This is a genomic window from Candidatus Methylomirabilota bacterium (assembly GCA_027293415.1).
In the GTDB taxonomy this organism is placed as follows: domain Bacteria; phylum Methylomirabilota; class Methylomirabilia; order Methylomirabilales; family CSP1-5; genus CSP1-5.
This window is the reverse complement of the sequence record JAPUFX010000165.1, coordinates 1-7,130: the sequence shown is the minus strand read 5'-3', so window position 1 is coordinate 7,130 and position 7,130 is coordinate 1. Positions and strand designations below refer to the sequence as shown.

Sequence of the window (7,130 nt, the reverse complement as noted above, 5' to 3'; positions counted from 1 at the left end):
GAGATGGACGAAAAAGTCGAGGAGCCGCAAGAGCAGGCGTCCGACCGGCCTCCAATGCCCCCCGAGAAATTGCAAGAGATTCTTGAGGCGCATCGGAAGTGGGTGGAGTCAGAGAGGAAGGAGGGGGAAAGGGCCAACCTGAACGGGGCCAACCTCCAGGGGGCCGACCTGCAGGGCACCAACCTCCAGGGGGCCAAACTGTACGAGGCCAACCTCCAGGAGGCCAACCTGAACGGGGCCAACCTCCAGGAGGCCCACCTGAGCGCGGCCAACCTCCAGAAGGCCAGACTGTACGAGGCCAACCTCCAGGAGGCCGACCTGCGCTGGGCCAACCTCCGGGAGGCCGACCTGAGCGGGGCCAAGGGCCTCATCGCTTCTGAAGTCAAGAAGGCCAGGACCTGGAAGCTAGCATTCTACAGCGAAGACTTCCTCAAGGAACTAGGCCTCCCGCCCGACCACAATAAGAGGGTCAAGAAGAAGCTGGCTGAGATGGAGAAGGAAAAGAAGGCAACCGGCGGCAAACCGTGAGGAGGAGGAGGTCAGGGCGGTGCGGCGGGAGTTGGAGGGGAAACGGGGCCTGTGAAGGTGAGACCCTGGCGCTTGATATCCCTGGCTCGGTGAGGGATACTCAAGCCCCCTCAGGAGACGCAGGCATGGAACCTCCGGCACAATCGACGGCGCACCACACATTCAGACGCCTTCTCGGGCGCAGCACGGCTCGGGAGGGCGTTTACATTTTTAGCCGAAAGTTTCGGGCTGCGCCGAGATAATCATGGCAGTCGGGCGCGTGAAGTAGTACCGACCACATGAGTACATCAACAATCGCCATCCTATCGGTCCTGGCCGGGATCGCGGCCGTGATGCTGTTGTGGCCGCCCCTTAAAAAGCCTCGGGTTCATACGATCGACACGCTAGATCTGATGCGTCTCCAGGATGCCAGGAGAACTCGTCGCACGGGTCGACGGACGTGGGCGGGATGGGTCATCATGGCGGTTGTGCTGGTCTCCCTGCTCTGGAGTCTCTTGGGTTCATAACGAGTGAACGTGCGAACCTCATGGCACAGTGGGGTACAGCGTCTATCGTGGGAGTGAGACGTGGTGTGTGTGAGGTGAGGCATGGCCGAAAAACTTGATCCGAAGCAAGTAGCAACCTTCGAGGAACTCCCCTGGTCCATCGTGTACGAGCAGGAGGCCACGAGGCGGGTGATGGTACGCAAGGGCCTGCTGACCAACGATGAGTGCTTGAAGGGGTAGCCGGTCGGTGAAAAGAGGAATGGTTCTACTATTCTTGACTAGCCTGATCGTTTTCGTGGCGGCGTCCCTTTGGATGGGGCAGAAGCTTGCAGCCCCAGCACGAGCAACTGTGGGCCCTCCTCCGGATCAGCTACCGGCCATGGCTGTTAAAATCCGGAGTGAATCCGGGAGTACTCTGTCTGGGTGGCTCTTAACGGGAGCGTGTGGGTGTGGTTCCATCGTTCTTATGCATTACATCCGCGGAAACCGCCTGGCCATGCTGGGGCGAGCCGAGTTCCTGTGGCGGGCGGGTTACTCGGTACTGCTCTTCGACTTCCAGGCGCATGGGGAAAGCCCCGGAGAGCACATCACCTTTGGCTTCCTTGAGAGCAGGGATGCGCGTGCTGCCGTGGGATATATGCAGAGGCAGCTTCCAGACGGTCCTATTGGTGTCATAGGCGTTTCGCTGGGGGCAGCGGCAGCCCTTCTCGGAGAGGAGCCGGTGGGCGCCGACGCGCTGGTCCTCGAGGCGGTCCATCCAACCATCGAAGAGGCCGTTACCAACCGTATCCACATAAGGCTCGGCCCGCTGGCAAAATTGATTGCGCCCTTCCTACTCCTTCAGCTCAAGCCTCTTCTTGGCGTCCCTCCCGAGCAACTCCGCCCTATTGAAAATATCCACAGTATCGGAGCTCCCGTCCTGATCATTGCAGGAACAGATGACCAACGTACGCGGTTTTCTGAGTCGCGCCGCCTGTTTGAGCGGGCACCCAACCCAAAAGTGTTCTGGGCCGTCGAAGGAGCTTCGCACGTCGATTTCCACAAGTACGCGCCAGACGCTTATGAGCAGCGTATTCTGAGGTTCTTCGCCGACTATCTAAAGAAAGAAGCAAGCTAACAAGTTGTCGGAGGATTTGGAGTTCTGAAGCTCCAGCGGGAGGCCAGGGAGGCAGGACGGGGGCTGTGGAGGTGACGCGGACCCTAGGACTTGACAACGCCTGCACAGTACACGATACTCGATACACAGGGTTGGACTAGGGGGATTGTTACCCCGGGCCTCCCGCTGGCAGAAACCCTTGTTGCACCAATAACTTAGACGCCCTTCCTCTTGGGTGCAGGAGAGCCCGGGGAGGGCGTTTTTGCTTTTTTCGGTCGGGCCTACGACCGATGTGGAGGGCTGGTAATGCGGCAGAAGGAATTGTGGGGGCTCCGAGCGATCTGCGCCTATATGGGTTGGCGAGATCCCCAGATCCCTGTGCGGGCCCTTAAAAAAGAGGGTTTCCCAATGTTCCGCCTTCGTCGCTGGAGTCACGGCAGGACGGAATGGTATTCAAACCCGGACCTGATCCGGGCGTGGATGGCCACCAAAAGAAAGGTTGATCGAGAGAGGCAGCTCTGGCGAGAGCTGCTGGAGCGAGAAGAGGAGAAGAAGGGCCGGAACACTGATCGGCCACGTGTTGCGTAGGCGCGGATAACCCACAGACCGGTCGTCTTAGGAGCAGGCGCAACAGGCAGCAGCTTCTGGGAGCGCCTGATTTTACACAAGTAGATGAGACGCGTCTGATAAAGTATCAGTTAGCCACGACCGTGGAGGACGATTACCATGATCACGGAGTATCTCTTTCTCGGCCCAGATGGCGAGATGTTGTGTAGTCGTCAGGAGATCTGCAACTACGTTGAACAGCATTACACGGATCGCCGTCCGTGTCCGCGCTGTGCCTGCTACCTCATCCCTACTGGAGAGACTCACAGGGTCCTCTTCCACGTATACCGCTGCGCCAACAGCATCTGCTCTGCCTCCCTCAATGCCTTCCGACTATTGCCTCCCTGGGGCCGACGTGTCGCGTAGAATCGCCCAGGCTGTGGTAACCGACCGAGCTGGGTCCGGTGGGTCATCATAGCGATTCTCGCAATTGTGCTAGTTTTCGTGCTCTGGGGTTTCTCGGCCTGATGCGAGTGACCCTGCGGAACCTGACGTGCGTCGTGTCAGGATCGATCTTTGGTGCTAGACGTGCCATCTCGGGGAATGACTTATGGCCGAGAAACTTGACCCGAAAAAAGAACTAGTCGCCTTCGAGGAACTGCTCCGGGCTATTGTGTACGAGCAGAAGGCCCTCCGGCGCATTTTGGTAAGAAAGGGGCTTATCGCACAAGGAAGTGCTTGACGAGGTCAAGGCGGTGCGGCGGGAGCTTCTTGAGGACGTCAAGGCAGTACGGCAGGAGGTTAAAAGGAAACGGGGGCGGTAAGTGTCGTACTACTTTATAAGCTGCAAACCACAATGCACGCAATACTTGTTCCTGTTCATCCGGCTCTCCGCATGTTCTTCTACGCTGCATTGTTTGACGATAATGTTCTCGTTTACAATGTAGCCACAGTTCGGGCAGGACCGGACTGGGGCATCGTCGCGCCTGTGATTCAGATTTGGACACCATTCCCGTCGCATTTTGGTTATCTTCCCAAGGGACCACCCCCTTGTAGGCGTGCTGTGTGTAACTTAATCAACATAGTAATGAGGACGAGAACAATTAGCAAGATGGGTATGGGAAATGGCGTGGCCCCTATGCTCACGGTTGGCTAAGCGTGCACCTTTCCGACAAGGCCGGGAAAGTCATCTGGAGCGTACCGTAGGAGGCCGTGACGCTTGACACCCCTTGCTCGGTAGGGGATACTCAAGTCCCTTCAGGAGTGGCAGGCATGGAACCGGGGTAGCTACAGCCCACAGCCCACCTCCGGCACAATCGACGGCGAACCACACACCAAGACGCCTTCTGGGGCTCAGTCCGGCCCGGGAGGGTGTTTTGTTTTTAGAGAGGAGGGAACCATGTACGCAAGTATACGTCGGTACATAATGGATCCTGGTTCGGTCGATGAGCTGGCGCGACGGGTCAACGAGGGCTTTGTGCCCATAGTCAGCGGAGCGCCAGGATTCGTAGCGTATTACGTCCTGAGCGCGAGGGGCGGGGTGCTGCTCTCAATTAACGTCTTTGAGGACCAAGCCGGGGCGGATGAATCAAATAGGAGGGCTGCTGACTGGGTCAGGGAGAATATCGCATCGCTTCTCCCCACGCCGCCTGAGATCACGGCGGGTGATGTGATCGTGCACAAAGCATGGTAGGCCGGAGAGGTTGTGCAGCGGGCTGAACAGGCCACACGGCGGGTGCTAGTGCGGAAGGGCTTACTGACCAACGAGGAGGTGTTGGAGGAGATCAAGGCTGTAAGGCGCGAGGTGGAAGGGAAACTGGGGGGATAGTGGAGCGGCCCGGTGGGCCAAGTCACTTCTACGCTGCACTAGCGAGGGCTATCTCACTGAGGTGGTGGATGGCTCGTATTTAATGTCTACCCACCCAAACCTGAGGTTATATGTCACATTATATCCACCCTCGCGGGCGACACTGGCCAACAACTGCAGAAAAACTGGATGGCCCTCGATTTCCTCCCAAAGGTCAATCTTTATATCCGCATTCAATACAACACCTCTATTCGCAGAGTTCGGTCCTAACCCCTGTGTGTGTAGTACCCGTGCCATTATGAAAAAGACTTAATAAACATCAGATTATGGTAATTTTTGAGCTTCGGTGGCGTCAGTCTGTTGGGAAATCCATCACCCAAATTGTCAAAATGTGTGGCACTAACATAGTTGGCATTGGTCTAGGGTTCCGGACCCGAAAAGCCGCTCCGTACGGCATAGATGAAAGACTCGATCCACAACAAGTCATCACCTTCGAGGAACTGCTCCGGGCCATGATGTTGGAGCAGGATGCCACACGGCGGGTGTTGGTGCGAAAAGGCCTGCTGACCAACGAGGAGGTTTTGGAGGAGATCAAGGTGGTGCGGCGGGAATTGGAGGCGAAGAAGGGCACTAGCGTGTGCGGGCGCTTCACGCTTAGGGCTCCAGCCACAAAAGGGGTGTGATAGAATGTCACAAAAAGCGATGCTTTTGACCCCGTGCTAACATCGAGAGTGACGCTAGGAAGGGAAAGGTGATGGTGAGCCTGGTCCAGGAGAAGTGCGTGGCGTGTCGGGCGGACGCGCCCAGGGTGACCGAGGAAGAGATGGTCATACTCTTGCCCCAGCTTCTCCACTGGCAAGTGGTGGACCGGGAGGGCATCCCCCAATTAGAACGCACGTTCCCGTTCAAAAACTTCGCCTCAGCGCTGGAGTTCACCCTCCGAGTCGGCGGCGTGGCGGAGGCGGAGGGCCACCATCCCTTACTGATGGTGGAATGGGGCAAGTGCACCGTGGTCTGGTGGACCCGGAAGATTCGGGGCCTCCACCGTAACGACTTCATTATGGCGGCCAAGACCGACCGACTGTATGAGGAGGCGGGAGCCAAGCCGCCAGAGGCATAAGTTGGGGTATGAGATGATGCACATATACGGCCCTGAATCTGAAGGCGAAGCAACTCTGTACCATCGTCGATGCCCAGGTTATTTTCGTTGTAAGGCGTGTGATGCGACAGGCCGGCGTGGAGAAACACCATGCCAAGAGTGTAAGGGGTCGGGATACGTGGAATGTTGGGATTGTCAGGACATTCTAGCGGCGGGTGATCCCCTGAAGATCTAAAGTTTACCAATACGGTGGGCGCGGAGAACTCCGGGCCGTTCTGGGAGTAACCCCTGACAGCTCACCTTCTATAGCTTTTTACGACTACGAGAACTATGACAGGAAACAAATTTGGAGCGCACCGTAGGAGCATCGCAAGTGGAACGGGATAGTGATAAGCAAGACGAGGCGGGTGACAAGGGCCCGCTTGGGCCGCTACCGGATGGTCTCTTGGAGTGGGGAGGGAGCGTGATGGCCAAGCCTCAGACGGGCAACAAACCACGCACGAGGAAGCGCCAGAAGGGCGAGCGCAACATGTGGTACGACGACCGCGGCCTCGTGTCCAAACCGCCGCGAGGGGAACCGCTGCGCCCGATCAAGACCGTGAAGGTGACGCATCCTGGATTGATTGAGCGGAAGGAGGGGTGAGGGATGGGCTATTTGTACCGACTGAAACTCTGAAGCCGCGCACGGGACGGAGTCGGAGCAGGTGTGTGCAGTCGTCGAGGGCACAGATTCTTTGAAGGAACATAGGAGTGGCCCCTGTGAGTCGAGAAGATCCGAGCATTCCACGAGATACACTACGTTTCGGGACTGAATGCTGCTTGCATAACGTGCTTCGCTATCTTCACGGCGCCCGGTCTCTCATCAATGACTCTACACTGCTCCCGCAAGCTAGCATCTTATTCTCCTACGCCGTGGAGGAATTCGGCAAGGGTATCCTCCTGAGAAGGGCCTATGAGCGGGAAGAGATGGTGTCAAAGATTGTTGGCTTCTACGATCACAAGACAAAGCTGGCGGCAGCCTTCGCCGAGATCCCGCCTGACCTTCTAATGTTGCACGTTGGAACATTTCAGGCCGATGCCTTCCAGGCGGATACTTTCGATGTTGATCGCGTCGCAGGTTTCGAGGCGCGCATGCAGAGTATGTACATCGGCTGGGATGAGCGTTCACGGACCTGGACCGGGCCAACGGATGTGGACCGGCCCACGCTGAGCAGGAGCATTGATGGTGTCGAGCTATTCGTCAAAAACAAGCTACAGGAATGGATATGGGTCGGATCCTAAGCGGCTCGGGCAAGGATTGTAAAACGTGAAACACGACGAGACAGAGGAGGGGTGAGCGATGGCACGACGTGGTGACGGGATCTATCTACGCAAGCATACCTTTTGGCTCGACTTCCAGCATGACGGGAAGCGGCATTGGGTGCGGCTCGGCAAGCATATCTCTCGGACGACCGCGCTACAACTGGCGCGGGTGAGACGGGCCGCGATCCTCAAGGGGGAGCTTGGGATCGGGGGGAGGAAGAAAGACCTCACGTTGGAGAAGGCCGCGGCGAAATTCCTGTCGTGGGC

General features: G+C 57.5%; 14 protein-coding genes and 1 pseudogene. All 15 read left to right on the top strand.

Annotated elements, in window-relative coordinates:
* The first annotated feature begins 98 nt into the window (after nucleotides 1-98).
* Nucleotides 99-194 (top strand): annotated as a pseudogene (locus tag O6929_11595) (hypothetical protein).
* Complete coding sequence (locus O6929_11590) at nucleotides 169-528, top strand: pentapeptide repeat-containing protein (protein ID MCZ6481030.1); 360 nt, start codon at nucleotides 169-171, stop codon at nucleotides 526-528. Before O6929_11595 ends, O6929_11590 begins: the two are co-directional and overlap by 26 nt.
* Nucleotides 529-806: 278 nt before the next feature.
* Nucleotides 807-1,034 carry a hypothetical protein gene (locus O6929_11585; GenBank protein ID MCZ6481029.1) on the top strand — a complete coding sequence of 76 codons (228 nt, stop codon included), beginning with the start codon at nucleotides 807-809 and terminating at the stop codon, nucleotides 1,032-1,034.
* 81 nt (nucleotides 1,035-1,115) lie between these two features.
* Nucleotides 1,116-1,253 (top strand): hypothetical protein, encoded by a 138-nt coding sequence (locus O6929_11580; GenBank protein MCZ6481028.1) that lies wholly within the window; start codon nucleotides 1,116-1,118, stop codon nucleotides 1,251-1,253.
* Between the two features lie 139 nt (nucleotides 1,254-1,392).
* Nucleotides 1,393-2,130 (top strand): alpha/beta hydrolase, encoded by a 738-nt coding sequence (locus O6929_11575; GenBank protein ID MCZ6481027.1) that lies wholly within the window; start codon nucleotides 1,393-1,395, stop codon nucleotides 2,128-2,130.
* Between the two features lie 285 nt (nucleotides 2,131-2,415).
* Entirely contained in the window at nucleotides 2,416-2,697 is a 282-nt protein-coding gene (locus O6929_11570) for a hypothetical protein (GenBank protein MCZ6481026.1), read from the top strand.
* A gap of 138 nt (nucleotides 2,698-2,835) precedes the next feature.
* Nucleotides 2,836-3,081 (top strand): hypothetical protein, encoded by a 246-nt coding sequence (locus tag O6929_11565; protein ID MCZ6481025.1) that lies wholly within the window; start codon nucleotides 2,836-2,838, stop codon nucleotides 3,079-3,081.
* Nucleotides 3,082-3,265: 184 nt separating this feature from the next.
* Nucleotides 3,266-3,397, top strand: a complete 132-nt coding sequence (locus O6929_11560; protein MCZ6481024.1) for a hypothetical protein — start codon at nucleotides 3,266-3,268, stop codon at nucleotides 3,395-3,397.
* Nucleotides 3,398-4,054: 657 nt separating this feature from the next.
* On the top strand, nucleotides 4,055-4,348 hold the full coding sequence (locus O6929_11555; protein ID MCZ6481023.1) for a hypothetical protein: 294 nt from the start codon (nucleotides 4,055-4,057) through the stop codon (nucleotides 4,346-4,348).
* 12 nt (nucleotides 4,349-4,360) lie between these two features.
* A complete protein-coding gene (locus O6929_11550; GenBank protein MCZ6481022.1) occupies nucleotides 4,361-4,483 on the top strand; it encodes a hypothetical protein in 123 nt (40 codons plus the stop codon).
* Between the two features lie 305 nt (nucleotides 4,484-4,788).
* Complete coding sequence (locus O6929_11545; protein ID MCZ6481021.1) at nucleotides 4,789-5,145, top strand: hypothetical protein; 357 nt, start codon at nucleotides 4,789-4,791, stop codon at nucleotides 5,143-5,145.
* Nucleotides 5,146-5,216: 71 nt separating this feature from the next.
* On the top strand, nucleotides 5,217-5,582 hold the full coding sequence (locus tag O6929_11540; protein ID MCZ6481020.1) for a 4a-hydroxytetrahydrobiopterin dehydratase: 366 nt from the start codon (nucleotides 5,217-5,219) through the stop codon (nucleotides 5,580-5,582).
* A gap of 352 nt (nucleotides 5,583-5,934) precedes the next feature.
* Nucleotides 5,935-6,204, top strand: coding sequence for a hypothetical protein (locus tag O6929_11535; GenBank protein MCZ6481019.1), 270 nt, complete (start codon nucleotides 5,935-5,937; stop codon nucleotides 6,202-6,204).
* 116 nt (nucleotides 6,205-6,320) lie between these two features.
* The gene (locus tag O6929_11530; protein MCZ6481018.1) at nucleotides 6,321-6,842 is read left to right on the top strand and encodes an AbiV family abortive infection protein; all 522 of its coding nucleotides are present in this window, start codon (nucleotides 6,321-6,323) and stop codon (nucleotides 6,840-6,842) included.
* A gap of 58 nt (nucleotides 6,843-6,900) precedes the next feature.
* Nucleotides 6,901-7,130: hypothetical protein (locus O6929_11525; GenBank protein ID MCZ6481017.1), on the top strand; the 230-nt coding region annotated here is incomplete at its 3' end.